The organism is Streptomyces sp. NPDC059582 (assembly GCF_042735715.1).
In the GTDB taxonomy this organism is placed as follows: Bacteria; Actinomycetota; Actinomycetes; order Streptomycetales; family Streptomycetaceae; genus Streptomyces.
The window spans coordinates 31,393-56,095 of the sequence record NZ_JBHWCC010000051.1 but is presented as its reverse complement, the minus strand read 5'-3'; the positions used below and the strand labels follow the sequence as shown (position 1 = coordinate 56,095).

At 71.9% G+C, this 24,703-nt stretch carries 24 protein-coding genes and 1 riboswitch; of the genes, 12 read left to right on the top strand and 12 right to left on the bottom strand.

What is annotated here, in order from left to right:
* The first annotated feature begins 29 nt into the window (after window positions 1-29).
* Together ACFV0T_RS33065 and ACFV0T_RS33060 are read left to right on the top strand one after the other, a co-directional pair.
* Entirely contained in the window at window positions 30-707 is a 678-nt protein-coding gene (locus ACFV0T_RS33065; protein WP_385787369.1) for a response regulator, read from the top strand.
* Between the two features lie 222 nt (window positions 708-929).
* Window positions 930-1,958, top strand: coding sequence for a 6-phosphofructokinase (locus tag ACFV0T_RS33060; RefSeq protein WP_385787367.1), 1,029 nt, complete (start codon window positions 930-932; stop codon window positions 1,956-1,958).
* A gap of 306 nt (window positions 1,959-2,264) precedes the next feature.
* Here the strand turns inward: ACFV0T_RS33060 and ACFV0T_RS33055 are convergent, their stop codons facing one another.
* Window positions 2,265-4,187: an anthranilate synthase family protein gene (locus tag ACFV0T_RS33055; RefSeq protein WP_385787364.1), complete on the bottom strand. Its 1,923-nt coding sequence runs from the start codon at window positions 4,185-4,187 to the stop codon at window positions 2,265-2,267.
* 100 nt (window positions 4,188-4,287) lie between these two features.
* Window positions 4,288-4,356, bottom strand: a complete 69-nt coding sequence (locus ACFV0T_RS33050) for a trp operon leader peptide (RefSeq protein ID WP_385787399.1) — start codon at window positions 4,354-4,356, stop codon at window positions 4,288-4,290.
* 111 nt (window positions 4,357-4,467) lie between these two features.
* Between ACFV0T_RS33050 and ACFV0T_RS33045 the strand changes: the two genes are divergently transcribed.
* Together ACFV0T_RS33045 and ACFV0T_RS33040 are read left to right on the top strand one after the other, a co-directional pair.
* A complete protein-coding gene (locus tag ACFV0T_RS33045) occupies window positions 4,468-5,820 on the top strand; it encodes a class II 3-deoxy-7-phosphoheptulonate synthase (RefSeq protein ID WP_385787361.1) in 1,353 nt (450 codons plus the stop codon).
* Between the two features lie 187 nt (window positions 5,821-6,007).
* Entirely contained in the window at window positions 6,008-6,250 is a 243-nt protein-coding gene (locus ACFV0T_RS33040) for a bacterioferritin-associated ferredoxin (protein ID WP_385787358.1), read from the top strand.
* A gap of 14 nt (window positions 6,251-6,264) precedes the next feature.
* Here the strand turns inward: ACFV0T_RS33040 and bfr are convergent, their stop codons facing one another.
* The gene (gene bfr, locus ACFV0T_RS33035) at window positions 6,265-6,744 is read right to left on the bottom strand and encodes a bacterioferritin (RefSeq protein WP_066992767.1); all 480 of its coding nucleotides are present in this window, start codon (window positions 6,742-6,744) and stop codon (window positions 6,265-6,267) included.
* 175 nt (window positions 6,745-6,919) lie between these two features.
* Between bfr and ACFV0T_RS33030 the strand changes: the two genes are divergently transcribed.
* Window positions 6,920-7,552, top strand: coding sequence for a sulfite oxidase-like oxidoreductase (locus ACFV0T_RS33030; RefSeq protein WP_385787354.1), 633 nt, complete (start codon window positions 6,920-6,922; stop codon window positions 7,550-7,552).
* Between the two features lie 4 nt (window positions 7,553-7,556).
* Here the strand turns inward: ACFV0T_RS33030 and ACFV0T_RS33025 are convergent, their stop codons facing one another.
* From ACFV0T_RS33025 to thiO, 6 genes are all read right to left on the bottom strand, one after another.
* Window positions 7,557-8,051, bottom strand: a complete 495-nt coding sequence (locus tag ACFV0T_RS33025; RefSeq protein WP_385787351.1) for a DUF4396 domain-containing protein — start codon at window positions 8,049-8,051, stop codon at window positions 7,557-7,559.
* A 77-nt stretch (window positions 8,052-8,128) separates the two neighbouring features.
* Window positions 8,129-9,007, bottom strand: a complete 879-nt coding sequence (locus tag ACFV0T_RS33020; RefSeq protein WP_385787348.1) for a deoxyribonuclease IV — start codon at window positions 9,005-9,007, stop codon at window positions 8,129-8,131.
* A gap of 86 nt (window positions 9,008-9,093) precedes the next feature.
* A complete protein-coding gene (gene pknB, locus ACFV0T_RS33015; protein ID WP_385787345.1) occupies window positions 9,094-11,025 on the bottom strand; it encodes a Stk1 family PASTA domain-containing Ser/Thr kinase in 1,932 nt (643 codons plus the stop codon).
* 180 nt (window positions 11,026-11,205) lie between these two features.
* Window positions 11,206-12,000 carry a thiazole synthase gene (locus ACFV0T_RS33010; protein ID WP_385787342.1) on the bottom strand — a complete coding sequence of 265 codons (795 nt, stop codon included), beginning with the start codon at window positions 11,998-12,000 and terminating at the stop codon, window positions 11,206-11,208.
* A gap of 3 nt (window positions 12,001-12,003) precedes the next feature.
* Window positions 12,004-12,216 carry a sulfur carrier protein ThiS gene (thiS, locus tag ACFV0T_RS33005; RefSeq protein WP_385787339.1) on the bottom strand — a complete coding sequence of 71 codons (213 nt, stop codon included), beginning with the start codon at window positions 12,214-12,216 and terminating at the stop codon, window positions 12,004-12,006.
* Complete coding sequence (gene thiO, locus ACFV0T_RS33000; RefSeq protein WP_385787336.1) at window positions 12,213-13,379, bottom strand: glycine oxidase ThiO; 1,167 nt, start codon at window positions 13,377-13,379, stop codon at window positions 12,213-12,215. Before thiO ends, thiS begins: the two co-directional genes overlap by 4 nt.
* Window positions 13,377-13,488, bottom strand: a riboswitch (TPP riboswitch). It overlaps the preceding gene by 3 nt.
* Before the next feature lie 52 nt (window positions 13,489-13,540).
* Between thiO and ACFV0T_RS32995 the strand changes: the two genes are divergently transcribed.
* Complete coding sequence (locus tag ACFV0T_RS32995) at window positions 13,541-13,903, top strand: hypothetical protein (RefSeq protein WP_385787333.1); 363 nt, start codon at window positions 13,541-13,543, stop codon at window positions 13,901-13,903.
* Window positions 13,904-14,063: 160 nt separating this feature from the next.
* Here ACFV0T_RS32995 and ACFV0T_RS32990 read toward each other — a convergent pair whose 3' ends face one another.
* Both ACFV0T_RS32990 and ACFV0T_RS32985 read right to left on the bottom strand, forming a co-directional pair.
* Window positions 14,064-17,783: a S8 family serine peptidase gene (locus ACFV0T_RS32990; RefSeq protein ID WP_385787330.1), complete on the bottom strand. Its 3,720-nt coding sequence runs from the start codon at window positions 17,781-17,783 to the stop codon at window positions 14,064-14,066.
* A 78-nt stretch (window positions 17,784-17,861) separates the two neighbouring features.
* Window positions 17,862-18,122, bottom strand: coding sequence for a hypothetical protein (locus ACFV0T_RS32985; protein ID WP_385787327.1), 261 nt, complete (start codon window positions 18,120-18,122; stop codon window positions 17,862-17,864).
* Between ACFV0T_RS32985 and ACFV0T_RS32980 the strand changes: the two genes are divergently transcribed.
* The 6 genes from ACFV0T_RS32980 to ACFV0T_RS32955 all read left to right on the top strand — a co-directional run bounded on the left by ACFV0T_RS32980 (window position 18,115) and on the right by ACFV0T_RS32955 (window position 23,145).
* Window positions 18,115-18,345, top strand: a complete 231-nt coding sequence (locus tag ACFV0T_RS32980) for an HAD hydrolase-like protein (protein WP_385787324.1) — start codon at window positions 18,115-18,117, stop codon at window positions 18,343-18,345. The two genes, ACFV0T_RS32985 and ACFV0T_RS32980, sit on opposite strands and share 8 nt — an antisense overlap.
* A gap of 302 nt (window positions 18,346-18,647) precedes the next feature.
* Window positions 18,648-19,892 (top strand): NAD(P)/FAD-dependent oxidoreductase, encoded by a 1,245-nt coding sequence (locus ACFV0T_RS32975; RefSeq protein ID WP_385787321.1) that lies wholly within the window; start codon window positions 18,648-18,650, stop codon window positions 19,890-19,892.
* A gap of 56 nt (window positions 19,893-19,948) precedes the next feature.
* The gene (locus ACFV0T_RS32970) at window positions 19,949-20,314 is read left to right on the top strand and encodes an Rv2175c family DNA-binding protein (protein WP_385787319.1); all 366 of its coding nucleotides are present in this window, start codon (window positions 19,949-19,951) and stop codon (window positions 20,312-20,314) included.
* A gap of 112 nt (window positions 20,315-20,426) precedes the next feature.
* The gene (gene thiE, locus ACFV0T_RS32965; RefSeq protein ID WP_385787315.1) at window positions 20,427-21,086 is read left to right on the top strand and encodes a thiamine phosphate synthase; all 660 of its coding nucleotides are present in this window, start codon (window positions 20,427-20,429) and stop codon (window positions 21,084-21,086) included.
* Window positions 21,087-21,211: 125 nt separating this feature from the next.
* On the top strand, window positions 21,212-22,135 hold the full coding sequence (metF, locus tag ACFV0T_RS32960) for a methylenetetrahydrofolate reductase [NAD(P)H] (RefSeq protein ID WP_385787313.1): 924 nt from the start codon (window positions 21,212-21,214) through the stop codon (window positions 22,133-22,135).
* A 56-nt stretch (window positions 22,136-22,191) separates the two neighbouring features.
* Entirely contained in the window at window positions 22,192-23,145 is a 954-nt protein-coding gene (locus tag ACFV0T_RS32955) for a hypothetical protein (RefSeq protein WP_385787310.1), read from the top strand.
* A 21-nt stretch (window positions 23,146-23,166) separates the two neighbouring features.
* Here the strand turns inward: ACFV0T_RS32955 and ACFV0T_RS32950 are convergent, their stop codons facing one another.
* Window positions 23,167-24,678, bottom strand: coding sequence for a phytoene desaturase family protein (locus ACFV0T_RS32950; protein ID WP_385787308.1), 1,512 nt, complete (start codon window positions 24,676-24,678; stop codon window positions 23,167-23,169).
* Between the last annotated feature and the right edge of the window lie 25 nt (window positions 24,679-24,703).

Sequence of the window (24,703 nt, the reverse complement as noted above, 5' to 3'; positions counted from 1 at the left end):
CGGACGCGGGGGAAGGCGGAGCAGCAGCGATGAGTGAACAGCAGGGACCGATCAGGGTCATGGTCGTCGACGACCACCCCATGTGGCGCGACGCCGTGGCCCGCGACCTGGACGAGGCCGGCTTCGAGGTGGTCGCCACCGCGGGCGACGGCGAGCAGGCGGTGCGCCGCGCGAAGGCGGCCGTGCCCGACGTCCTGGTCCTCGACCTGAACCTGCCCGCGAAGCCCGGCGTCCAGGTCTGCAAGGAGGTCGTCGCCGCCGACCCGGCACTGCGGGTGCTGGTGCTGTCCGCGAGCGGCGAGCACGCCGACGTGCTGGAGGCGGTGAAGTCCGGCGCGACCGGCTATCTGCTGAAGTCGGCGTCGACGGAGGAACTGCTGGACGCCGTGCGCCGGACGGCCGTGGGCGACCCGGTCTTCACACCCGGCCTGGCCGGTCTGGTCCTCGGCGAGTACCGCCGCCTCGCCGCCGAGCCCGCGCCCTCGGCCGGCGCCGACGGGCCCGACGCGCCCCGGCTCACCGACCGCGAGACCGAGGTGCTGCGGCTGGTCGCCAAGGGTCTGAGCTACAAGCAGATCGCCGAGCGTCTGGTCATCTCCCACCGCACGGTCCAGAACCACGTCCAGAACACCCTGGGCAAGCTCCAGTTGCACAACCGGGTGGAACTGGTGCGGTACGCGATAGAGCGCGGGCTCGACGACGAGTAGCCGCGGGCTCGACGACGAGTAGCCGCAGGCCCGACGACGAATGGCCGTCGGGCCGACGACGGTCGGGACGGGCGCTGCCGACGCGTAAAGCCGATGAGCGGACCCCACACGTAAACAAACCGCCCGACAATTCACCGGAATTGCCTTTCCCACCCATGCCGAAGTGACCTGGATCACTATTACCGTGACCCTCACCAGGCAACCCGGCGAAGGGACATTTCCATGCGGGTCGGAGTACTGACCGGAGGCGGTGACTGCCCCGGGCTCAACGCCGTCATCCGGGGCATCGTGCGCAAGGGCGTACAGGAGTACGACTATGCGTTCGTCGGCTTCAAGGACGGCTGGCGGGGGCCCCTCGAAGGGGACACCGTCCGCCTCGACATCCCCGCGGTGCGCGGCATCCTGCCCCGCGGCGGCACGATCCTCGGCTCCTCGCGGACCAACCCGCTGAAGGTGGAGGACGGTATCCGCCGTATCAAGGACAACCTCGCCAAGCACGAGGTGGGGGCGCTCGTGGCGATCGGCGGCGAGGACACCCTCGGCGTCGCCGCCCGGCTGTCCGACGACTACGGCGTGCCGTGCGTCGGCGTGCCGAAGACCATCGACAACGACCTGTCCGCGACCGACTACACCTTCGGCTTCGACACCGCCGTGGGGATCGCGACCGAGGCGATCGACCGTCTGCACACCACCGCCGAGTCGCACATGCGCGTCCTCGTCTGCGAGGTGATGGGCCGTCACGCGGGCTGGATCGCCGTGCACTCCGGTCTGGCCGGCGGCGCCAACGTCATCCTCATCCCGGAGCAGCGCTTCGACGTCGACCAGGTGTGCGCCTGGGTCACCTCCCGCTTCAAGGCGTCGTACGCGCCGATCGTGGTCGTGGCGGAGGGCGCCATGCCGAAGGACGGGGACATGGTCCTCAAGGACCAGTCGCTCGACTCCTTCGGACACGTCCGGCTGTCCGGCGTCGGCGAGTGGCTCGCCAAGGAGATCGAGAAGCGCACGGGCAAGGAGGCCCGCACCACCGTGCTGGGGCACGTCCAGCGCGGCGGCACCCCGAGCGCCTTCGACCGCTGGCTCGCCACCCGCTTCGGGCTGCACGCCATCGAGGCCGTCCACGACGGCGACTTCGGCAAGATGGTCGCGCTGCGCGGCACGGACATCGTCCGCGTCCCGATCGCGGAGGCCACGGCCAAGCTGAAGACGGTGGACCCCAAGCTGTACGAGGAAGTCGGCGTGTTCTTCGGCTGAACCGAACGAACCGAACCGAACCGGACGAGAACGAACCGGACGAGAACGAACCGGACGAGAACGAACCGGACGAGAACGAACCGGACGAGAACGAACGGGACGAGAACGAACCGGACGAGAACGAACGGGACGAGAACGAACTGACCGATCGAACTGCCTGAACCGGCTCAATCGACCGAACCGGCGATACCGGGTTATGGGCCGTGCATTCGGCCCATAACCCAGCGAAACGGGAGCGGTCGTGGAGATCCTCGCCTTCGGCGTCCAGACGGACGAGAAGCCCCTGATCGAGCGGCTCGTCCTCGACTACACGGCCGGCCGCCGCTCGCGGAACGTGCTCGCGCCGCGCAGCTGACCGACCAGCTCCCGGACGACGGCGGGGCCGTTCAGCGTCAGCACCGACTCGGGGTGGAACTGGACGCCGGCGACCGCGTTCATGGGCGCGTCCCCGGTACGGCCGGGTCCGCGCAGGGCGTGCACCTCTCCGTTCGCGCCACGGCTGACCGTCACGCCCCGCGCGGCCAGCTCCGCGAGCGCGTCGTCGTCGCAGCGCGCCACGAAGCTGTTGTAGAAGCCCACGGTCTCGGGCCGCCCGAACAGGTCGATCTCCGTCTGGGCCCCCTGGTAAGGCACCTCCTTGCGGACGATCTCCAGCCCCAGCTCGGCCGCGATCAGCTCGTGCCCGAGGCAGACCCCGAGGACGCCGTGCCGGTGCTCCCGGAGCACCCGCGCGGTCAGCTCCCGCAGGAACCGCATCTTGGGGTCGGTGAGGTCCGAGGGATCGCCGGGGCCGGGCCCGAGGACGACCGGCCCCTCGTGCGCGAGCACCGCCTCCCGCAGTCCTGGCTCGTCGTAGCGCCGGACGGTCACGTCCAGCCCGCCCGACCGCAGCAGGTGCGCGAGCATCGCCGTGAAGGTGTCCTCCCCGTCGACGACCAGGGCGTGCCCGTCCAGCTCCGCCGTCCGCTCCTGCATCCGCAGCCAGAACGGCGCCAGCGAGGCCCGCCGCCCGTCCAGCGCGGCCCGCACCCGGGGATCGTCCGCCAGCCGGGGCCGCGAGCGCTCCCCGCGTGGCCGGGACGGACGCACCCCCAGCGCCGCCAGCACCCCCGCCGCCTTGGCGTGGGTCTCCGCGACCTCGCTCGCCGGGTCGGAGCCGCGCACGAGCGTGGCGCCGACCGCCACCCGCAGCCGCCCGGCCGGGTCGATGTCGGCGGTGCGGATGAGGATGGGGGAGTCGAGGGTCTGGGCCCCGCCGGCGTCCCGGCCGAGCAGTGCCAGGGCCCCCGCGTAGTAGCCGCGTGCGACCCCGTCCGGCCCGAGCGGCTCGTACCGCTCGATGACCCGGCAGGCGTTCTGCACGGGAGAGCCGGTGACGGTGGCCGCGAACATGGTCTCCTTCAGGACCTCCCGCACATCCAGCGAGGAGCGGCCGCGCAGCTCGTACTCGGTGTGCGCGAGGTGCGCCATCTCCTTCAGCCGCGGGCCGACGACGACCCCGCCCCGGTCGCCGACGGTGCACATCATCTTGAGCTCCTCGTCGACGACCATCGACAGCTCCTCGATCTCCTTGCCGTCGGCGAGGAAGTCCAGCAGGTGCTCCGGCGTGGGTCCCCCGTCCGGGTAGCGGTACGTTCCGCTGATCGGGTTCATCACCACCGTGCCGCCGGACATCCGGACGTGCACCTCCGGGCTGGCGCCGACCAGTGTGCGTTCCCCGGTGTGCACCACGAAGGTCCAGTACGCGCCCCGCTCGCCCGCCAGCAGCCGGCGGAACAGCGCGAGGGCGTCCGCGCGGCCGAACCCGGGGAGCTCACCGGTGTAGGTCCGCCGGATCACGAAGTTCGCGCCCTCGCCCCGCCCGATCTCGTCGCGCAGCACCCGCCCGACGATCCGCGCGTACTCCTCGTCCTCGACGTCGAAGCCGCCCTCCTCGACCCGTACCTCGTGTCCCGGCAGCTGGGCCAGGGCGTCGGCGAGCGGGACGGCGTACGTCTCCTCGGGGGTCAGGAACGCCAGCGGCGTGCCGTCGTCGCGTACGTCGAAGCCGCGCTCACGGATCTGGCGGAAGGGGATGAGGGCCAGGCCCTCGGCGGGGAGGTCGGCGAGCCGGTCGTACGTGTCGACCGGTCCGAGCAGCACCTCCACGACCGCGTCGTCGTGGCCGGGGGCGCGGCGGCGCAGCAGGGCGAACGGGCGGGGGTCGTCGAGCAGGTCGAGCAGGCGCATGGGTCCGTGTCCTTCGAGGTGGGAGGAACGGCCCGGCGCGGGCGGAAAACGCCGAAGGCCGCCCTCGGGCGGCCTTCGCGAAAGTCTTGCGTACGCGCAGTCAGTGGGCCGCCGGATGAGCGGTCCACCACCAGTTCCGGGTCGAGATCCCGGGAGAAGGCGCGAACATGTCTGGCACCCTACCCCATGCCCGCCCGGCGGGCGGACCGATCCGCGAGACGACGTCTCACCTGTCGAGCCGGACGAAAACGACTCGACACGACCCCGTAATGTTGGGGGTGTGACCGTGAACGCTAAGACCAGCGCCAGCGCTGGCAACACCTGGCGAGACCTGCCCGCGGCGCAGCAGCCCGAGTACCCCGACACCGAGGCTCTGCGCGCAGTGATCGCGGACCTCGAGTCGTATCCGCCGCTCGTCTTCGCGGGCGAGTGCGACCAGCTGCGCGCCCGGATGGCGGCCGTCGCCAAGGGAGAGGCGTTCCTCCTCCAGGGCGGCGACTGCGCCGAGGCCTTCGACGCGGTGTCGGCCGACCACATCCGCAACAAGCTCAAGACCCTGCTCCAGATGGGCGCCGTGCTGACGTACGCCGCCTCGGTGCCCGTGGTGAAGGTGGGCCGCATCGCCGGCCAGTACTCCAAGCCGCGCTCCAAGGGCACCGAGACCCGCGACGGCGTGACGCTGCCCACCTACCGGGGCGACTCGGTCAACGGCTTCGAGTTCACCGAAGAGGCCCGCATCCCGGACCCCGAGCGCCTGAAGCGGATGTACAACGCCTCCGCCTCCACGCTCAACCTGGTGCGCGCCTTCGCCACCGGCGGTTACGCCGACCTGCGGCAGGTGCACGCCTGGAACCAGGACTTCGTGAAGTCGTCCCCGTCCGGGCAGCGCTACGAGCAACTGGCGCGCGAGATCGACAACGCGCTGAACTTCATGCGGGCCTGCGGCACGGACCCGGAGGAGTTCAAGACGGTCGAGTTCTTCTCCTCGCACGAGGCGCTGCTGCTCGACTACGAGTCCGCCCTGACCCGGGTCGACTCCCGCACCGGACAGCTGTACGACGTCTCGGCGCACATGGTGTGGGTCGGCGAGCGCACCCGGCAGCTGGACCACGCGCACATCGAGTTCGCGTCGAGGATCCGCAACCCGATCGGCGTCAAGCTCGGCCCGACCACCACGGCCGAGGAGGCGCTGCAGTACATCGAGCGGCTCGACCCGGACCGCGAGCCGGGCCGCCTCACCTTCATCGTGCGGATGGGCGCGGACAAGGTCCGCGACAAGCTGCCCGAGCTGGTCGAGAAGGTGACCGCCTCCGGCGCGTCCGTCGCCTGGATCACCGACCCGATGCACGGCAACACGTACGAGGCGGCCTCCGGCCACAAGACCCGCCGCTTCGACGACGTGCTCGACGAGGTCAAGGGCTTCTTCGAGGTCCACAAGGGCCTGGGCACCCACCCGGGCGGCATCCATGTGGAGCTCACCGGTGACGACGTCACCGAGTGCGTGGGCGGCGGCGACGAGATCTTCGTCGACGACCTGCACCAGCGCTACGAGACGGCCTGCGACCCGCGTCTGAACCGCAGCCAGTCGCTCGACCTGGCGTTCCTGGTCGCGGAGATGTACCGGTCACAGTGACGGTGCGGTCGGTCACCGGAGCGTGAAGTGGGGCGTGGATCACATCGGATCCACGCCCCACCCGACTTTTATGGTTCCTGTGTGGCGGGTAAGGTTAGGTTAGCCTCACCGATCATCGGGCTTCGGTAATTCGGTTCGGCAAGACCTTTGGCCCCAGACCAGTGACCCTGTCGGGAGGTGACTTCGCGTGTTCGTGTGCAGCTGCTTCGGTGTGACCGAGGCGCAGGTCAAGCAGCACGCGGAGAACGGTGCCTGCACCCCTCGCCAGATAGCCTCCGCCTGCAAGGCGGGCACGGACTGCGGGTCGTGCGTGCGCCGGATCCAGGCTCTCCTCGGCCGGGGCGCGTGCCCGCGGCGTGAGCTGGCCGACGAGGGTATGCCGGTGCTCGCCGAACTGTCCGGGCTGCCCGGCCTGGAAGAGGCGGCCTAGGGGCCTGCCCGGCCCTAGCTCTCCGGCTGTTCGATCAGCTGCGCGAGGTAGAGCGCCTCACCGAGCTTCTCCACCAGCTCCAGCTGGGTGTCGAGGTAGTCGATGTGGTGCTCCTCGTCGGCGAGGATGTCCTCGAAGATGTTCGCGGACGTGATGTCGCCCTTCTCGCGCATCACCTTGATCCCGCGCTTGAGGCGGTCGATCGCCTCGACCTCCACCTGCCGGTCGGCCTCGAACATCTCCTTGACCGTCTGTCCCACCCGCACGTGGAACAGCCGCTGGTAGTTCGGCAGACCCTCCAGGAACAGAATCCGGTCGGTCAGCACCTCCGCGTGCTTCATCTCGTCGAACGACTCGTGCCGCGTGTACTTCGCGAGCTTCGTCCAGCCGAAGTTCTCCTGCATCTTCGCGTGCAGGAAGTACTGGTTGATCGCGGTGAGCTCGCCGGTGAGCTGCTCGTTCAGGAACTCGATGACCTCGGGGTCGCCCTGCATCGCAGAGGCTCCTTCCACGGTGGGGAACGGGGGAGGTTGCGGGCGCATGATTTCACCGGTGTCGAAGATCGTCCAGTAAGTGCGTACTTAGTAAGTTAGTGCATGCTTAGTACCAGTTGCCCGTTTCGGTAGTCCCTGGTCCGATGCACTGCCCGAGGTCTGTCAGGATGGAGACATGGGTCAGCCGGTGGAGCGGGAATCAGGAGCAGCGGTACGGACCGAGCTTCCGCCGGGACAGCGACTCCAGCGCGGCTGGCCGGTCACGCACTACGGGCCGGTGCCCAAGTTCCGGCCCGAGCGCTGGGAGTTCAGGGTCTTCGGGGCCACCGCCGACGGCGACAAGCGCTGCTGGAACCACGAGGAGCTCACGGCCCTGCCGTACGCCTCCGTGGTGGCGGATCTGCACTGCGTCACGAAGTTCAGCATGCTCGGCGCCGAGTGGGGTGGCATCCCCGCGCGCACCATCCTGGAGATCGCCCCGCCCGCAGCGGCGGTCACCCATGTGATGGTGTGGGCGGAGTACGGCTTCAGCTCCAACCTCCGGCTGGCGGACTTCGCCGCCGAGCGCACCATCTTCGCCACCCACAAGGACGGCGAACTGCTAACGGCGGAACACGGCTTCCCGCTCCGCCTGGTCGTCCCCCACCTGTACGCCTGGAAGGGCCCCAAGTGGGTGCGCGGCGTGGAGTACATGACCGCCGACCGCCGCGGCTTCTGGGAGGAGCGCGGCTACCACAACGTCGGCGACCCCTGGCGCGAGCAGCGCTACTCCTACCAGGAGAAGCCCGGGGACGGCCCCGAACTCTGAGTGGTCAGTGCCGGTGGTACCGGTGCACCACCGCGTGCCCCTTGCCGCGGCCGATCATCCACTTGTTGACGGGTGTCGTGACGACGAAGGCGATCACCAGGGAGATCGCCAGCGATCCCCAGAAGAGCGGGTCGCCCAGCTCCGCGTCCATCGCGTCCGGCCACAGCGCGATCACGCCGTTGTCGATCAGCTCCATCACGGCGATCGACAGGGTGTCCGCGGCGAGTGCCACCCGGAAGGCGGCCCGGAAGCCGACACCGGCCTTCAGCACTCCACGCAGGGTGAGCGAGTAACCGAAGACGAACGCCAGGACGATCGCCAGGACCGTGGTCGACACGTTTCCCCAGCCCAGCGCGGTGCCGATCACCATGCCGAGCACCTCGCCGATGGCGCACCCGGTCAGACAGTGCAGGGTGGCCTGGGCGGCCATCGACCAGGTGGCGCCCGCGGTTCCGTCGGCCGTCCCCTCGTGCGCGTGTGCGTGTGCCTCGTGCTGCATGCGTGCCCCCGATGCCGGTGTGCGGTTGCCGCGTGCAGCAAGAACCGTATACCCCCTAGGGGTATTCCGTCAGTGGGTCAGGAATCACGGAGTTTCTTCAGCCGCGCCACGTCCGCCGCGTGTCCCTCCTTGCCGCCCGGCGTCTCGATGATCAGCGGGACGCCCGCGGTCGCGGGGTGCGTCAGCAGCGCCCGGAACGGGTCTTCGCCGATGTGACCGGCGCCGATGTTCTCGTGCCGGTCCTTGTGCGCGCCGGCCACGTCCTTGGAGTCGTTGGCGTGGATCAGCCGCAGCCGGCCCTCGCCGACGGTGTCCACCAGCAGATCGAGGGTCTGGTGCATGCCGCTCGGGCCGGTCAGGTCGTGGCCCGCCGCGAAGATGTGGCAGGTGTCCAGGCACACGCCCAGCTTCGGGTGGGCGTCCAGCGCCTCGAAGTACGGCCCGAAGTCCCAGGTCCGGGAACAGAGCGAGGCACCCTGGCCGGCGGTGGACTCCAGCAGCAGGTACGGGTCGTCGTCGTGGGTGAGTTCGTCGAGCAGCGGCAACAGGTGCTCGCGCACCTGCTTCAGGGCCACGGACCGCTCACGCCCGCCGGTCGCGCTCCCGGTGTGCACGACCACGCCGAGCGCGCCGATCTCCCGCCCGCGCCGCAGCGAGTGCCGCAGCGACTCCACCGACTTCTGCACGGTCGCCTCGGTGTGCGAGCCGAAGTTGATCAGGTACGGGGCGTGTACGTACGCCGGGATCGACTCCGCCGCGCACGCCGCGCGGAACTCCTCGTCCTGCCGCGGGTTGCCGGGGGGTGTGGCCCAGCCGCGCGGGTTGGCGACGAAGACCTGCACGGTCTCCGCCCCCAGGTCGCGGGCGTAGGTCAGCCCCACCGAGTTGAGGCCGCCGGCCACGGGGACGTGACCGCCGACGGGGTTGCGGGAGGGGCCGGACTGCTCGTTCTTCACCCGTTCAGGGTGTCATGCGGGCGGGTGCGCCCCGGCACCGGAGGTCCGGCGGTCCGCCGTCCGACGGCCTGTCCCGCGACTCCCGGTCACCGGATGGTGATCGTGATCGTCGAGCCCTTGGGTGCCGTGTCGCCGCCGTCCACCGACTGCCGCTTGACGGTGTCGCCGAACAGACCGAGCAGGCCCCGGTCCTCCTCGACCGTGAAGCCGGAGGACTCCAGCAGCTGCCTGGCCTCGTCCACCCCGGCGCCGACCACGTCCGGGACCTCGACCATCTCCGGCCCCTTGGACACCGTCAGTGTCACCGTGTCGCCCTCGGCCGCCTCGCCGTCGGCGTCCGGGCTCTGCCTCGCGACCTGTCCGGCGTCGTACTCGGAGGTGACCCGCTCAGCGGCGATCTTCACCTTCAGGCCCGCCTCCGTCAGGTCGGCCCTGGCGTCCGCCACGTCCTCCCCGGTGACGTCCGGCACATCCACCGGAGTGCCCTTGCTGAGGGTGAGGGCGATCACCGAACCCGCGTGCCGGGTCGTGCCCGACTCCGGGGACGTGGCGACGACGAAGCCCCGGGGGACGTCGTCGCTGAACTCCCGGGTGACGAGACCCGGCTCCAGCCCCTCGGCCTTCAGCGCGGCCCTCGCCTTGTCGAGCCGGTAACCCGACAGGTCCGGCACCTTCACGGTCTCCGGGCCCTTGGAGAGGGTGAGCGTCACGGCGTCGTGGTCGCGGATCCGCTCGCCCGGCGCCGGGTCCGTGCCGATGACCGTGCCGCGCCTCACGGTGTCGCTGTAGGCCTGCCGGACGGTGCCGACCTCCAGCCCGGCCGCCTCCAGCCGGGCCCTGGCCTGGTCCTCGGTCTTCGCCAGCAGCGGTGGGACCTTGGTGAACTGGCCGGAGTTGATGTACCAGACGCCCGCACCGACACCGAACACCAGCAGGACGGCGGCGACGATCGTGGCGAGCCGCCGCCGGGCCCCGGCGGACCGCCGGCGCGGCGGGAGCGGAGCCGGGCTCTCCAGCACGCTGGTGCGGTGGAACCCGGCCTCGGGCCCCTCGTCCTCGTTGACGGGCAGCGGCCGCAGCACGGTCAGGGCGCGCGGGATGACGCTCGTGCGGTCCTCGGCGATGTCGTGCGCCGACGCGGCCGCCTGCGGCGGTACCGCGTCCAGCTGGGCCGGGCTCAGCGCGTCACGCGTCCGGCGGACCTGGGAGAGCAGTTCCACGGCGTCGTACGGCCGCACGTCCGGGGTGCGCGCGGTGGCCGTCGCGACCAGCGCGTCCAGCGCGTACGGCAGCCCCGGCACGACGGTCGAGGGCGGCGGCACGTCCTCGTGCAGGTGCTTGTAGAGCACGATGGCGGGGGAGTCCCCCTCGTGCGGCCGGTCGCCGGTCAGCATCTCGTACAGGACGACACCGCACGCGTAGACGTCGACACGCGGATCGGCGGTGCCCTGCTCTATCTGCTCGGGGGCCAGGTAGGAGACGGTGCCCAGCACGGTCCCCGTGGTGTTGGTGACCGTGTCCACGGCCCGCACCAGACCGAAGTCGGCGACCTTGACCCGTCCGTCGTCCCCTATCAGGACGTTCTCGGGCTTCATGTCGCGGTGCACGAACCCGGCCCGGTGGGCGGCGCCCAGCGCGGCCAGCACCGGCTCCAGGATGTCCAGGGCGGCGCGCGGCTGCAGCGCCCCGCGCTCGCGCAGCACGTCGCGCAGGGTGCAGCCGGCGACGTACTCCATCGCCAGGTACACATACGACCCGTCGTTCCCTTGGTCGAACACCTGAACGACATTGGGGTGGGCGAGCCGGGCGACGGACTTGGCCTCGCGGATGAACCGCTCGACGAAGGAACCGTCGACCGCGAGCGTCGGGTGCATCACCTTGAGCGCGAGGACGCGGTCCAGACGGGTGTCCACGGCCCGGTAGACCGTGGCCATCCCACCGACGGCGATCCGCGCGTCGACGCGATACCGGCCGTCGAGCATCTGCCCGACGAGGGGGTCCTTAAGGGTCGTATCCACCAGGTGAGTCTACGAGCCACCGCGGACGGACCACCCGCCTCAGCCGATATCGGCCCGGTACTGCAGCCGACCTGTGACGCTTTCCACGACCGTCCGGGTGCCCCGATCCGCTCCCGCGCCCACCGTTTCCGGTCGGCCGGAAACGGTGGAAACGGGGCGGTGTGCGGGTGGAGGACAGGTCTAGAAGGCCGGGCGTTCCGGGTCCAGCGTGGCCAGTCCGGACACCGGCGACGACGCCTGCGCGAAGTGCCGCGGTGGAATCCGTCCGGCCCGCCGGGCCAGCCTCCCCGCCTCCACCCCGCTGCGCATGGCGGCAGCCATCAGCACCGGCTCCCGCGCCCGCGTCACCGCCGAGGCGAGCATCACACCGGCACATCCCAGCTCCATCGCCAACGCCACGTCCGAAGCCGTACCGGCCCCCGCGTCGAGAATCACCGGCACCCGCGCGTGCTCGACGATCAGCTGGAAGTTGTGCGGGTTCCTGATCCCGAGCCCCGACCCGATCGGCGACCCCAGCGGCATGACCGCCGCGCACCCCACGTCCTCCAGCTTCCGGGCCAGCACGGGATCGTCGTTCGTGTACGGCAGCACCGTGAACCCGTCGTCCACCAGCGTCTCCGCCGCGTCCAGCAGCTCGATCGGATCCGGCAGCAGCGTCCGCTCGTCCGCGATGACCTCCAGCTTGACCAGGTCGGTACCGAGCGCCTCCCGCGCCAGCCGTGCCGTCAGCACGGCCTCGCCCGCGGTGAAGCAGCCCGCCGTGTTCGGCAGCACCCGGATCCCGAGCCGCTCCAGCACCGACAGCACGGACCCGTGTACGGACGGGTCCACCCGCCGCATCGCGACCGTCGTCAACTCCGTGCCGGAGGCGACCAGCGCCCGTTCCAGCACGTCGAGGCTGGGCGCACCGCCCGTACCCATGATCAGCCGGGACGAGAAGGACGTAGCGCCGATGACGAAGGGATCGTCGGCCATGGGTCAGCCCCCCTGGACGGCGGTGAGGACTTCGACGCGGTCGCCCTCGGACAGGGCCGTGGCCGGCCACTGCCCGCGCGGGACGACGGTCTCGTTGAGCGCGGCGGCCACGCCGGACGGCGCCGCGGTGAGTGTCCGGACGAGGGTGTCGAGAGCCGTGCCGGGCGTGATCTCCCGGGGCTCCCCGTTGACGGAAATGGTGAGGGAGGTGTTCATGCGGGCTGCTCCGTGAGTACGGCGGCGGCGAACCGCGCGGGGGTGAAGGGACGTGCCTCGGCCGGCAGCGAACCGGTGGCCAGCGCATGCGCCAGCACCTCACCGGTGACCGGCGTGAGCAGCACGCCGTTGCGGTGGTGCCCGGTGGCCAGCAGCAGCCCGTCCAGCGCGGTCGGGCCCAGCAGGGGCGCGTTGTCGGGGGAGGCGGGGCGCAGCCCGGCCCGGGTCTCGGTGAGGGGCAGCTCCGTGATGCCCGGCATCAGCTCGTGCGCGTCGCGCAGCAGCTCGTACACGCCCCCCGCCGTCACCGTGGTGTCCCAGCCCAGTTCCTCGCTCGTCGCCCCGAGGACCAGTTCGCCGTTCTCCCGCGGCACCAGGTAGACCTGGCTGCCGCGCACCACGGCCCGTACGGTCCGGCTCAGGAAGGGCGCGTACCGCCGTGGCACCGCCAGCCGGACCACCTGCCCCTTCACGGGCCGCACGGGCGGCCGTACGTCCGGCGGGACGCCCGCGAGCCGCCCGCTGAGGCTGCCGGCCGCGAGCACCACCTGCTCCGCGCCCAGCGTCGTGCCCTCGCGGGTGACGATCCCCGCCGCCCGCTCCCGCGCGACGTCCAGCCGCTCGGCCCACTCCCGGTGGAAGACCACACCGGCCCGTCCGCACGCGGTCACCAGGGCGGCCGCCAGCCGCCGCGGGTCGATCTGGTGGTCGCCGTCGACCCGGAGCCCGCCACGCACGCCCGGCGCGAGCATCGGCTCCAGGCGCCGGCACTCCCGCCCGGACAGCCACTCGGAGTCCAGGCCCGACTGCCGTTGCAGGACGTGCAGTTCGCGCAGATGCGCGCGGTCGTCGGCGTCCAGCGCCACGGCGAGCGTGCCGCAGCGGCGGTAGCCGAGGTCCTGGCCGGTGAGCTCGGTGAGCTCGGCCGCGAAGTCCGGGTAGCGGCGGGCCGAGGCGAGGTTCAGGCCGAGCAGGGTCTGCTCGCCGAAGTGCAGCTCCGTGACGGCGGCCAGCATCCCGGCCGCCACCTGCGCGGCCCCGCCGCCGGGCTCGGGATCCACGACGGCCGTGGCGAACCCGCGCTGCGCGGCCCGCCACGCCGTCACGAGTCCGATGATTCCGCCCCCCACGACGAGGACGTCTGACGTACGCGTAGGCGACATGGGCGTCCAGCCCCTCCCTTCGCCGGCATGACCCGGATCAGGTTCGTACGGTCGGAGGCCGCCAGCCTCCCTCTCAGCCCGGTGCGTCCGGGCTCCCGCGAGTGCTTTACGTTTTCCACCCTAGCCCGCTGCCGTAAGTCTCAGTAAGGGAGCCTCCGCCCATGGCCCGCTCGCTCGACGGACTCGTCCTCGCCCCGGTGGCGGACCAGGCCCCAGGTCAGGTGGGTACGCGTACCCGGTTCGCGTACCACGAGAAGGACGGCGCGATCTGGGCGGAGTACGCGGGCGGTGACGTCGTGCGCGGACGGCTGGTGGGCACTCGGTCAGGTGACCGGCTGGACTTCCGGTACGTGCAGCTCAAGCACGACGGGAGCACCTCGTCCGGGCACTGTGTGTCCACGGTCGTCGAGCTGCCCGACGGCCGGGTACGCCTGGAGGAGGCCTGGGAGTGGGAGTCGCAGCCGGGCAGCGGGACGAGCGTCGTCGAGCAGCTGACCGAGCCGGTTGCGGAGCAGGTCGCCTGACCGGTGGCCAGAGCGCCGCCGGGTGCGTGCGCACGGCCGCTCGGTCGTCGGGCGGAGGCATCGGCTTCGGCTTCGGCTTCGGCAAGCACCGGCACGGCACGACGGTGCGGGCCGGGGCCCCCGAGGCCCGGCCCGCACCGTCGTCGCATCGGCTTGCGGACTATCCGGCCGGCCAGTGCGGCCATGCCGGGGCGAAGGCGCACCAGTACTCGGGGCAGCCCACCCGATAGGCCCGGGTGACCGTCTCCGTGACGGACGCGCCGGTACGGTCCGAGGCCGTCACCTTCAGCGAGACCCAGCCGGTGTCCATGGCGGGTACGGTCACCCGCCGGTCCCCGTCCCGGCCCCGCACCTTCGCCGGCTGCCAGGTGGCGCCGTCGTCCGTGGAGTACTGCACCGACACCCGCTCGCCGTCGGCGCCGCCGCCCGCCCCCGGGCGGTCGATGCCGAGGCCGAAGGTGAACTCCGACCCCTCGGGCACCGAGTTGTCACCGTCCAGCCCGGCCATGTCGTAGCGCGTGTCGAGCAACGGCAGCGGGCGCTCACCGCCGGTGTGCTCCGAGCGGAACCGCCAGGTGTCCGTCACGTGCGTGCCGAGCGCCCACTCCGCGGCGTCGCGATGCGCGGAGGAGGCGAGTTCGTACCACTGCCCACGCGCGGGCACGTCGAAAACACCCTGACCCGGCACGTCGTTGCGGTCGAGCACCCTGCCCGAGGCGTCGCGCAGCACCGTCTCGCCGGACTCCACCGACCGCGCGGGCTCCGACCGGTGGCCCGCCGCGTCCGAGAACATCGGCAGCGCAAGGCGCAGCTTGTCCCCGTCGCGGGTCGCCTGTGCCCGGCCGTCGGGTCCGTTCGCCGACAGCGACGGATTGAAGGGCCCCGTGAGCCAGTTGTCGGTCACCGTGCGCCCCCGGCGGTAGACCGTCGGGTTGGTGTACTGCGCTCCGAGCGCCCCGGCGTCCGTCGCGTACTCGAACGTGGCCGTCGTCCACGGGACGTCGGGTGTGTAGTACGCCGTCATCCGGTGCGGTGCCCGGAACAGCGTCCACTGCTGGGCCAGTTGCAGACCGTTGTACGTGGCCCACCCGTAGATCCCCTTGGGGTCGTTCGGGTATCCGGTGGTACGGAAACCGTGGTCCACGCGGGCCAGGTCCCGGCGCCGGTCCTGCCAGTGCGCACCGGCCGGCACTCCGTCGCCATGAGTGTGGAACGTGAAGTAGCTGCGGTCACCGTTGCGCGCGCCGCTGATCCGAAGGGTCAGCTCGCCCTCGGCCAGCCGCTCACGCAGCAGTGCCACCCCCTGGTCGCCGGTGCCCAGCGTCGGGTCGGCAGGGTCGATCGACGCCGAGCCCGCCAGCAGGATCGCCGCCGGATGCTCCGCCTTGACGGCCTCGTACCGCCGCGTCTGCTCTTCCCAGGGCAGGCTCCAGTCCGTCTCGAGGAGCACGATCCGGTCCTTGAGCCGCAGCCCTGTCAGGTCCGCGCCGTAGCCGGCGTCGGTGACCTGCGCCTCCACGTTCCAATCCATCCGCTGCCAGGACACGAGCCACACCGGAACGTCCACCGGGGCGCCTGTGCCCCCGACGGTCGTGGCCAGGACGTACGGCTGCTCCCAGGCTGCGGCCGAGAAGTACGTCAGCCCGGGTATCCGGGGGCTGCCGACGGCGTAAGAGGTGTAGGCACCGGCGTAGATCGGCGCTGCCAGCCCGACCGGGGCGCCCGCGCCGGTCGACGAGACCAGCCCGGTCGCCGACCCCTGCTCGCTGATCCGCATCTTCGGGTCGTCGATGCCCATGGTGACGGGCTTCGCCGCGGACACGTCGGTCTTCAGCGTCCGGTCGCCGGAGAGGGTGACGCGCCGGGCGACGGACACGGACCTCTCCGGCACGCTCGCCCTGCCGTGGCGGACGTACTCCCACACCCCGCCGAACACCCGGTAGTCGCCGAGCGGCAGCCGGAGTTCCTCGGGGGCCGTGGTGAGGCCGACCAACTGCGCCTGGCCGGTCTTCTCGTTCTGCACCACCAGGTTCGTGTACGCCGTCTCGACCCCGGGCCGCAGGGCGGCGGGCTCGAGGGTCAACGTGGCGGTCGGCGCCTCGGCATCGATGCCGACAGGGGTACGGACCGCGCTGCCGTCACTGCCGCGAGCGGTGATCCACGCGCTGTGGGCGCCCGCGGACAACCGGCGCGTGTCGATCCGAACGGTCACCTCGGCGGTGCCGCCGGCCGGGACGGTCAGTTGGCGCGGGGCGACCGAGACGGGTGCGGTCCCGCTGAGGGACAGGCTCAGCCGGACGTCCTTGCCTCCGTCGTTGCGGTAGGTCACCGTGCGGGCCGGGCTGCCGCCGTACGGCCAGACCGGTGCGGCCGACACCGCGGGCGGGGAGGCGGTGATCCGGGACGAGAGCGCGCCGGGCACGTCCGCGCGGCCCGCGCCCTGCTCGTACACCCCCGCTCCGTCGACCGGGACGGCCGTGCCGACGAGAGCCGCCTTGAGGCGCTGGGCGTCCCAACCGGGGTGCCGCTGCTTGAGGATGGCGGCCGCGCCGGACACGTGCGGGGTCGCCATGGACGTGCCGCTGAGCGTCGCGTAGTACTGGCTGTTCGCGACCGCGCCCAGGGTGCCCGCGGCGCGGGCGGCGGTGATCGCACTGCCGGGCGCGGTGATCTCGGGCTTGACGCCGCCGTCGGTCACCGCGGGCCCCTGGGACGAGAACGGCGACATCCCGCCCTGCTTGGTGATCGACCCGACGGTCAGGGCGCTGGGCGCGGCGGCGGGCGCGCCGATGCTGTGCGGCCTGCCCTCGTTTCCGGCCGCGACGACGAACAGCGGCCCACCGTCGCGGGACAGGGTCTCCACCGCCTGCGACAGCGGATCGCTGCCGTCGCTCGGCAGGCTGGAACCCAGGCTCATCGAGACGATGTCGGCGTGTTCGGCGGCCGCCCACTCCATGCCGGCCAGGATGCCGCTGATATCGCCGGTCCCGCTGGAGTCGAGGACTTTGCCGATGACGAGTCCGGCCCCCGGTGCGACGCCCTTGTACCGCCCCTGCGAGGCCGCTCCGCTCCCGGCGATGGTCGACGCGACGTGCGTACCGTGGCCATTGCGGTCGGTGACAGTCTCGTCCCAGGAGAAGTTCTTCTCCGCGATGACCTTGTTCTTCAGGTCGGGATGGGTCGGGTCGTATCCGGTGTCCAGCACCGCGACCTTCACGCCCTTGCCGTCGAGGCCTTTGCGCCAGGCGACGGGTGCGCCGATCATCGCGACGGATCGGTCGAGACTCGCCTTGACCTTCGCGTCGAGCCAGAGCTTCCCGGACGCGGCGCGGGAGGTGCCCGACGCGGCGGCGAGGAATCCCCGCCAGGCCGTGGACGCCTCGGACTTGCGCACCGTACGAGACGTCAGTCCCAGCCCGGGGAACGCCTCCCGCCCGGCCGACCCGCGCAGCGCGGGAGCCGCCTGCGCGGTGGTGATCAGCGGGATGTCCGCCCGGGCGGCGTCGTCGAAGCCCTGCGCGACAAGCGCGGTGACATCGAAGAGCTGCCGGTCCACCCGCCCGTCGGCCAGGGCCTGGGTGGCGTCGACGGGGACCACGTATTCGTGGTCGTCGATCCTGGCCCTGGTGAAGGCGATGTTCCCCCGCCCGGCGCCCGGGGTCACCCCGCTGACCTGCAGCCCGTTCCCGCTGCCCGTGAAGCCGACCCGGTCGCCGCTGATCAGCGTGACGGTACGCTGCGCGAACGCGGCCGCCGACGGCGCCATCGAATGCCCGGTGCCGGCGCTCGGCTCCTGCCCGGCCGCCGCCGGCAGCCCGGCGGCGACCATCGCCACCGCGGTGGCCGCGACCACGGCCGCGGTCCTCGATCTCGATCCCATCCCCTGTACCAGCTCCTCGAAAGCGCAGACATCCAAGAGCGGCTCCGCACCGGTGTGTGGGCCGGGGCCATACTCAGATCAGGAGTTGACGCTGAACCAGATCATGGAGATGGCGCATTGAGGCCATGACACTTGTTCGCCAAACAGCCGCGGCTCCTCGCGCACCGGCAAGACCGTCACCGGACGAGGCGGGCGCACCGCCTCTTCCGCGTCCTGCTCGCGGATCACCCCGACGACCGCGCCGCGGTTGCCGGTCCGGACCTCCCTCGTCGGCCTCCCGCAGCAACGCGCCCGAGCCGCACACGGAACGGTCTTCACCCGCGCCGACACCGTGATCATCGGAGACTCCCCCGAGGACGTCCGCACAGGACTTGAGGGTGGCGCTTCGGGCGTCGGCGTCACCTCGGGCAGGACCGAGGGAGCCGAACTCGCGACCGCAGGCGGTGACATCACCCTCGACAGCCTTGAAGGCATCTCGGAACCTCGAGCGTCCGTCGAGGAACTGACGGTTCGACGAGAGCGGAGAGAAGCACTTTCCGGCTCTCAACTCTCCCACCCTTGAAGGTAGTTGCTGAGCCTCTCGGGTTGGGGCCGGTCGGTGTGGGGTGATGGCCGGTCCGGTCTCGGTGAGGCAGCCGTCGAAGAGCTCGGGATGACGCTGGATATGGGCAAGTCCCGCGCGGAGGACGGTGCGACAAGCCGACGCCCGCGCGATGCGCCCCTGGCTGGGCCGTCTGTGGCCGTCCGAGGGCGGCAGGCCACGGCAGGCGACGACCGATGATGCGGGGTACGACGCTGGTCACCCGGGTATGGCGTGACACCTATGCGGGTAGGCGACAGCTTTCACGAGTCTATGGTGATCAGGTGAGCGAGCAGACGCAGCAACGAGGCACGTCGGCGGCGGAGCGGCGGGTGGTCGTCGTCGGCGCGGGCATGGCCGGGGTACAGACCGCGGTCGCCCTGCGGGAGCAGGGCTTCACCGGCACGGTCACCGTGCTCGGCGCGGAGCCCCATCAGCCCTACGACCGGCCCCCGTTGTCCAAGGCCGTTCTGCTGGGCAAGGCCGAGGGCTCGGCCTTCGACGTCGACTTCGAGGCGCTCGGCATCGGGCTGCGGCTCGGCCGCGAGGTGCTGGGCGCCCGGCCGGAAGACCGCGAGCTGGACACCGACGAGGGCCCCGTGCCGTACGACGTGCTCGTCCTCGCCACCGGCGCCGAACCGATCCGGCTGCCGGGCACGGAGGGCGTGCCCGGCGTGCACCTGCTGCGCACCCTCGACGACGCCGAGCGGCTGCGCCCCGTGCTCGCCCGGCAGCACGACGTGGTGGTCGTCGGTGCCGGCTGGATCGGCGCGGAGTTCGCCACGGCCGCGCGCGAGGCGGGCTGCGCGGTCACGGTCGTCGAGGCCGCCGACCGCCCGCTGGCCGGCGCGCTGCCCGCCGACGTGGCCGCCCCGATGTCCGCCTGGTACGCCGACAGCGGCGCCCGGCTGCGCACGCACGCACGCGTGGAGCGCGTCGAGCCCGGCGCGGTGGTGCTCGACGACGGCACGCGGCTGCCCGCGGGCGCGGTCGTGGTCGGCATCGGCGCCCGCCCCGCCACGCGATGGCTTACCGGCTCCGGCATCGCCCTCGGCGAGCACGACGAGGTCCTCGCCGACGCCCATCTGCGCACCTCCGCCCCCGACGTGTACGCGGTCGGCGACTGCGCCTCCTTCCCGTCGGGACGGTACGGCGAGCGCCTGCTGGTCCACCACTGGGACAACGCCCTCCAGGGCCCGCGCACGGTCGCGGCGAACATCATCGGCGACGCCACCGACGAGCCTCCCGTGGTCTACGACCCGGTGCCGTACTTCTGGTCCGAGCAGTTCGGCCGCTTCGTGCAGTACGCCGGCCACTACGCCGCCGCCGACACGGTGGTCCGGCGCGGCGACCCGGCCGGCCCCGCGTGGAGCGTGTGCTGGCTGCGCGAGGGCCGTCTGGTCGCCCTGCTCGCCGTGGGGCGGCCGCGGGACCTGGCCCAGGGCAGAAGGCTGATCGAGGCCGGTACGGCGATGGACGCCGGGCTGCTCGAGGACCCCGCGCTGCCGCTGAAGGCGGCGACCGCGTAGCCCGCAGGGGGCAGCCCGGCTACCCACTGTCAGTCCGGGATGGCAGTCTTGAAGGCGTGACCGAGATTGACGCAAAGATTGATGCTCTCGTCCCCGCCTGGCTCACCCTTCCGGACATCGCCGAGATGCTCGACGTCGAGGTGACCCGGGTGCGGCAGCTGGTCAAGGAGGGCCAGCTCATCGCCGTACGCCGGGGCGAGAACAAGGCGCTGCACGTCCCCGCCGCCTTCATCGACGAGGACAAGGTCGTCAAGGGCCTGCACGGGACCCTGACGCTCCTGCGGGACGACGGCTTCTCCGACGAGGAGATGCTGGAGTGGCTGTTCACCCCCGACGAGAGCCTGCCCGGCACCCCCGCGCAGGCGCTCAGTGAGAATCGTGGCACGGAGGTGAAGCGCCGCGCCCAGGCGCTCGCCGTCTGACCTGCTGATCCGAACAACCGTCCGACGTACGGCCGCGGCCCCGCCCATGGCACGCCGCGGCCGTACGCCACCGACCAGCGCCCCCGCCGGGGGCACCCGGGGGGAATCACGCATGCCCGACACCGCTGCCGCCACCGCACGCGCCGCGCTCGCCGACGCCCGGCTCTACCTCTGCACGGACGCCCGCAGGCGCCAGGGCGACCTCGCCGAGTTCCTGGACGCGGTCCTCGCCGGTGGTGTCGACATCGTGCAGCTGCGCGACAAGGGCATGGAGGCGGCCGAGGAGCTGCACCACCTGGCGGTCCTCGCCGAGGCCTGCGCCCGCCACGGCAAGCTGCTCGCGGTCAACGACCGGGCCGACGTCGCCCACGCCGCCGGCGCCCGGGTGCTCCACCTCGGCCAGGGCGATCTGCCGGTTCCCGCGGCCCGCGCGATCCTCGGCGCCGACGTCCTCATCGGCCGCTCCACGCACGCCGAGGCCGAGGCGGCGGCCGCCGCCGTCCAGGAGGGCGTGGACTACTTCTGCACCGGCCCCTGCTGGCCGACGCCCACCAAGCCCGGCCGGCCCGCTCCCGGCCTCGACCTGGTCCGCCACACCGCCGCCCTCGGCACCGACCGCCCCTGGTTCGCCATCGGCGGCATCGACCTGGACAACCTCGACGAGGTGCTCGACGCGGGCGCCCGCAGGGTCGTCGTCGTCCGGGCGATCACCGAGGCGGACGACCCGGGCGCCGCGGCGACGGAGTTCACCAAGCGGCTGCGGCAGGCGTAGCGCCCCGCCGTCGGATCGGCCGTCGGATCGGCCGTGGTGTCCAAAGGGTGGACAACAAGTCGACAATCCGGGCATTTTTCCCGCATTCGGTTGGGTGGCCGCCCCCGCCTGGCTAACCTGCCGGTATGGCCCTCGGAACCGCATCCACCAGGACGGACCACGCGCGCACGGTGCGTGACATGCTCGCCACCGGCAAGACGGTCTACTCCTTCGAGTTCTGGGCCCCCAAGACGGAGAAGGGCGAGCGCAACCTCTGGAACGCGCTGCGCAGGGTCGAGGCGGTCGCCCCGGACTTCGTCTCCGTGACGTACGGCGCGGGCGGCTCCACCCGTGCGGGCACCGTGCGGGCGACCGAGCAGATCGCCGCCGACACCACCCTCACCCCGGTCGCCCACCTCACCGCGGTCGACCACTCCGTCGCCGAACTGCGCAACATCATCGGCCAGTACGCCGACGCCGGGATCCGCAACATGCTCGCCGTGCGCGGCGACCCGCCCGGCGACCCCATGGCCGACTGGGTTCCGCATCCGCGGGGTCTGACCTACGCCGCCGAACTCGTCCGGCTCATCAAGGAGTCGGGCGACTTCTGCGTGGGTGTCGCCGCCTTCCCGGAGATGCACCCGCGCTCCGCCGACTGGGACACGGACGTCGTCCACTTCGTGGACAAGTGCCGGGCGGGCGCCGACTACGCCATCACGCAGATGTTCTTCGAGCCGGAGTCGTACCTGCGCCTGCGCGACCGGGTGGCGGCGGCCGGCTGCGAGACGCCGATCATCCCCGAGGTCATGCCGGTCACCAGCGTGAAGATGCTCGAGCGACTGCCCCAACTCAGCAACGCCACCATCCCCTCGGGTCTGAAAGAGCGGATCCTCACAGCCAAAGACGATCCGGCCGCTGTACGCTCCATTGGCATCGACTGTGCCACGGAGTTCTGCGCACGGCTGCTGGCCGAGGGAGTGCCCGGTCTGCACTTCATCACGCTCAACAACTCCACGGCCACGCTGGAAATCTACGAACATCTGGGCCTGCACCACCCACCGCAGGCCTAGACCGGCCGCACCGGGATACGACACACTGCGTAGCGGCCACTGGGAGAGGGGCGTACATGGGCTGGACGGTCCTCTACATCGCGTTCGGCATCGTCGCACTGTGGCTGCTCGGCGAGGTGCTGTTGCAGTACAAGGCGCGGCTTCGCTGGCGCCTGCTCGCCTTCGGCGGCTTTCTTCTCGTCGTCGTCGGTGTGCTCATCCCGTCCGTGATCGTCATCGGACTGGGCGCCGCCGCCTTCGCGGTCGGCCAGACCTACGTCACCCTGTCGTTCCGGCGCGGCTTCGCGGCCGGCTGGGCGGTCAGCCGCCCGGACGCCGAGGACGCCGGCACCAAGCGCCGCCGCGGCAAGGCGGACCGTCACGACCCGGCCCTGGAGGTCTCCGACCTCGAGTCCGCGGAGGGCGGCCACACCGACGACGGCAGGTACGCCGAGGAGCAGCCCGCCTACCGGCAGGACGAGGAGTACGACCGGGACGACGTGTTCACCCCGGGGCAGGCGGCCGACCCCACGGCCGCCGAGACCACCTCGGTGTACGAGCCGCAGCCGCTGCCCGACGACACCGGCTCCTACGGCATATACGACAACTCCTACGCCGCCACGGGCCAGCCCCAGGACCAGTACGCGACGGCCGCCCAGGGCGCCGACCAGACGTACGGGTACGACGGCTACTCGGGCTACCAGCAGCAGCAGTACGGATACGACACGACCGGCCAGCAGCAGTACGCGGCCTACTCCGACCCGTACATCGGCACCCAGACGTACGGCGGCGGCTCGTACGACGCCGGTTACGACGGCCAGTACACCCAGCAGGGCTACGGCCAGGACCAGTACGGCAACGGCACGTACGGCGGCGAGACCCCCGCCGGCGGGGTGTGGGTGCCGCAGCAGCGCAGCACCGACGACCCCTACGGCGGTGAACTCCCGCCGGAGCAGCAGTACCCGTACCAGGGCGACGGACAGCAGCACGGCAACGGCGGCAACGGCTTCGACGAGCAGTACCGCTTCTGACGGCCCGGGCCTACCGGCCTGTCACTGCGAGCCCCGGAAGTCCGGCCCCTCCACGATCAGCCCGGCGACCAGCGCACCCGACATCCCGGCGTGCGGGAGACCGCCGCCGGGGTGCGACCAGCCCCCCACCCGGTAGAGCCCCGGCAGCGCGGTGACGTTGGCCGGACGCAGGAAGCGGCCGCGACCGGCGGCGAGCGCGGGCGCGGGGAGGCCTCCGAACGAGGAACCCGTCTCGTCCTCGCTGTGCTCGGGCGAGTGCCACTCGCGCCACAGCAGACGCTCGCGCAGGCCGGGTACGGCGGTCTCGGCGGCCTCGACGAGCAGGTCCGCGAGGATTTCCTCGGCGTCGTCGGAACCGCATTCGGCGCCCGGCGGGATCGCGGCCGACAGGACCACGGACTCGTGCTCGTCGTCGGGGCGCAGCGCGGGGTCGTCCGGCCGCAGCACGGTCACCGTGGGACGCACGGGATCGTCCGTGACCATGCTGAGGAAGTCCAGTTCGGCCGTGCGGTCGGGTGCGTGCACCACCGTCCGGTGGGCCGCGCCCGGCTCGCGGGACCCGCGCAGCGCCAGCAGCACGGAGAACCGTCCGGACTGGCACCAGTCCAGACGGCCGGGTCGCAGATCGCCGTCGCCGTAGAGCTGATGCTCGGTCATCCTGTCCAGCACGTCGGGGTCGACCCCCGCCACCACATGGTCCGCCTCCGCCACCGATCCGTCGGCCAGCTCCACTCCTGCCGCCCGGCCGTCCTTCTCCAGGACCGTGCGCACCTCGGCACCGAACACGAACTCGACCCGGCGCGCCACGCACCGCTCGTACACCGCGCGCGCCAGCTCCCGCAGGCCGCCGCGGACGTACCAGGTGCCGAAGGCGTGCTCCATGTAGGGCAGGACGGCCGCGCTCGCCGGGGTCCTGCGCGGGTCCAGGGCGAACGCGAGGGCGTGGCTCTCCAGGAGCGCGGCGAGCCGGGGGTCGCGCAGCTCCCACGCGCCGACCTCGGCGAGCGTGCCGGCCCGCCGGGTGCGCAGCAGCCGCTTGTGCGGGACCGCCGGATAGGGCTCGCGCTCGGCCAGCACCGACCAGTCGGACCACAGGGGCTCTTCGAGCAGCGGCCGGCGGGTGCGGTCCCAGGCCTCGCGGGCCCGCACCAGGAAGTCGCCCCAGCGCTGCCCCGCGTCCGCTCCGAGCGCCCGGTCCAGAGCGGAGACGACACCCGCGCGGGAGGCGTTCGGCAGGGACACCTCCGTGCCGTCCGCGAAGACGTGCCGCGAGGACGGGTCGACCTGGACCAGCTCGACGCACTCCTCCAGCGGCTCCCTGCCGGTCTTGACGAACAGGTCGCGGTAGACCGCGGGCACCGGGAGCAGCCCGGGACCGGTGTCGAAGGCGAAGCCGTCCCGCTCGAAGCGGCCCACCGCGCCGCCGTACGTCCCCGTACGCTCGTACACCGCCACCCGGTGGCCCGCGACGGCCAGCCGGGCAGCGGCCGCCATCGCGCCCATCCCGGCGCCGATCACCGCAATCCGTGCCATGTCCGCGACTCTATCGACCGGCACC